The 2,629-nt window shown below is 69.2% G+C and carries 3 protein-coding genes; 2 read left to right on the plus strand and 1 reads right to left on the minus strand.

Annotated elements, in window-relative coordinates; translation table 11 throughout:
- The coding region (locus tag ACQY7V_RS08740; RefSeq protein WP_428639815.1) for a hypothetical protein at positions 1 to 250 on the minus strand (250 nt) is incomplete at its 3' end.
- 48 nt (positions 251 to 298) lie between these two features.
- On the opposite strand from ACQY7V_RS08740, the gene ACQY7V_RS08745 reads away from it, so the two are divergent.
- Both ACQY7V_RS08745 and pknB read left to right on the plus strand, forming a co-directional pair.
- On the plus strand, positions 299 to 565 hold the full coding sequence (locus ACQY7V_RS08745; protein WP_428639818.1) for a hypothetical protein: 267 nt from the start codon (positions 299 to 301) through the stop codon (positions 563 to 565).
- Positions 538 to 2,547: a Stk1 family PASTA domain-containing Ser/Thr kinase gene (pknB, locus tag ACQY7V_RS08750; RefSeq protein WP_428639820.1), complete on the plus strand. Its 2,010-nt coding sequence runs from the start codon at positions 538 to 540 to the stop codon at positions 2,545 to 2,547. The genes ACQY7V_RS08745 and pknB overlap by 28 nt, the downstream gene beginning before the upstream one ends.
- Positions 2,548 to 2,629: the final 82 nt, after the last annotated feature.

Here is a 2,629-nt window from a genome sequence, read left to right on the forward strand (position 1 = left end):
GCTTCGCGGCCATGGTGTCGGTGACCGTGAGCTTCGAGGTGGTGACCGCGCCCTCACGGATGCTGGTCGTGCCCACGGACCCGGCGGCGAGGTTCCCGTCGGCGTCGAGCGCGGCGGGGCGGGCGCGCGGCCCGCCGCAACGGGGGATCTCGGCGTCGTCCCACGGGCATCGGTCGATGACGGGCGCGCGCAACGGCGAGCCGAACTCTCCCAGCGTCTGAAGAAGCGCGCCGAAGACCGGGCCGAACACGCCCCTGCGCGCTCGGCCAGGACGCAGGGGCCCCGGCGGGGGCCCTGGTTGAGCATCAGCCCGGCGAACGCCGCCATCGCAGAGGCCTGCGTGCCCGCAGCCACGAAGTACAACCGCTCCCGCGTCGCGCCGCCGCTCACCACGGCTCAGCACGCGGCGCGGGCGCTCGTCTTCCTCATCATCCTCATCTCCGTCATCGCAGTCATCGCCTTCGCGATTCACAACATGCTCGGGTCCCTCACGTCGATCCTCGGCGAGGGACGCCCCGTCCTCGAGGAGGTTCACACATGGCCGAGTCCATGGGCCGCCGTCTAGCCGGCCGTTACGAAATCCGCTCGCTCATCGGCCGGGGCGGAATGGCCGAGGTCCACCTCGGCTTCGACACGCGACTGTCCCGGATCGTCGCGATCAAGATGCTGCGATCCGACCTCGCGCGGGACTCCGTCTTCCAGGCGCGCTTCCGCAGGGAGGCGCAGTCGGCGGCCTCCCTCAATCACCCGAACATCGTCGCCGTCTACGACACGGGCGAGGAGATGGTGCTCGGCCCGGACGGACGCGGCATCTCCGTGCCGTACATCGTCATGGAGTACGTCGAGGGGCACACGGTCAAGGACCTTCTCTCCGACGGCACGCCGGTCCCCATCAATGAGGCCGTCTCCATCGTGTCCGGGGTGCTGTCCGCCCTGGAGTACTCCCATTCGCAGCACCTCGTCCACCGCGACATCAAGCCGGGCAACATCATGCTCACCGCCGACGGCAAGGTGAAGGTGATGGACTTCGGGATCGCCCGCGCTCTCAGTGATTCGCAGGCGACGATGACGCAGACGAACGCTGTGGTCGGCACGGCCCAGTACCTGTCCCCCGAGCAGGCCCGCGGCGAACAGGTCGACGCGCGCTCGGACCTGTATTCGACCGGCGTCGTCCTCTTCGAGCTCCTCACGGGCCGCCCGCCCTTCACGGGCGATTCCGCCGTGGCGGTCGCCTACCAGCATGTTCAGCAGCTCGCCCCCACGCCCTCGGCGATCACGCCGGACGTTCCCGAGCCCCTCGACCGCGTCGTCCTCAAGGCGCTCGCGAAGAACCGTGAGGATCGGTACTCCTCCGCGGGTTCGATGCTCGCCGATCTCATGCGCGCCACCCGGGGCGGCCGCGTCAACGCCCCGGAAACGGCCGTATGGGCCGACACCCGGGCGATGCCCGCACCCGCCGAACAGACTGCGACGCTCCCGACCGCACCCGCCTTCGCGCCCGTCCAGAGCCCGACTTCGGCGATCCCGTCTCTGAAGGCCGATGAAGTCGAGGAGCCCGTGAAGGGCCGGAAGAAGATGTGGATCGTCCTCGGGCTGATCCTCGCGGCTCTGCTCATCGTCGGCGGCGTCTGGTACGCCCTCGCCCGCTCGCAGCCGGCCGCTGAGATGGTCGCCGTTCCCGACAACCTGGTCGGCATGAGCGAGGCCGACGCCAAGGCGGCGGTCGAGTCGGTGGGCCTCGTCTTCGCGGTCTCCGACAAGACGGTCGCCTCCGAGGAGCTCGCCGAGGGCGTGGTCGCCGAGGTCGATCCGCCTTCCGGTGAGCGCGTCGAGGTCGGCACGACCGTCACCGCCAAGCTCTCCAGCGGATCGGATTCCGTCGTCATCCCCGAAATCACCAACATGACCCCCGAGGCCGCCCAGGATGCCGTGGAGGCGCTCGGGCTCGTCTGGGAGCTCGATGCGAACAAGGTCGATTCGGATTCCGTCGAAGAGGGCAAGATCGCGAAGGTCAATCCCTCGGTCGGCAAGAAGGTGAAGAAGGGATCGACCGTCAAGGGCACGGTGTCCTCCGGCAAGAAGACCGTCACGGTCCCCGATCTGACGGGAATGACCCAGGATCAAGCGCGCGAGTACCTCACGCAGGTGGGCTTGCAGGTCGGCAACGTCCAGACCTCCGATGACCCCTCGCAGTCCGCGGGCAAGATCCTGAGTTCGAGCCCCGCGGCCGGGGAGACCCTGAACAAGGGCGAGTCCGTGTCGATCACCGTCGCCTCGGGCAAGGTCGCCCTCCCCGACACGATCGTCGGCTACGAGCAGGCCTCCGTGGTCGCGGCCCTCCAGGCGCTCACTCTGGACGTGTCGATCGTCGAGGAGTACTCCGACACTCTCGCCGCCGGCGGCGTCCTCTCCTCGAGCCCTTCATCGGGATCGATCGTCCCTCAGGGCTCGACCGTCCATCTCACGGTCTCCAAGGGGCCCAAGCCCACGAGTCCGTCGAACAATTCGGGCAATTCCGGAAGCGGGAACGGGAACGGGAACGGCTGAGCCGGGCCGTCGCCGCGCGGGCCCCGCAGGGCCTGCACGGCGCCCCGCCCTCCCCGGGCGCCTCTTGCCCCCCTCCTGAGCC

It is taken from the genome of Schaalia sp. (assembly GCF_050312375.1).
In the GTDB taxonomy this organism is placed as follows: domain Bacteria; phylum Actinomycetota; class Actinomycetes; order Actinomycetales; family Actinomycetaceae; genus Pauljensenia; species Pauljensenia hyovaginalis.

What these genes read in the sequence shown, in the direction of transcription:
- pknB (WP_428639820.1), top strand. Translation starts at nt 538, where the DNA reads ATGGCCGAGTCCATGGGCCGCCGTCTAGCCGGCCGTTACGAAATCCGC.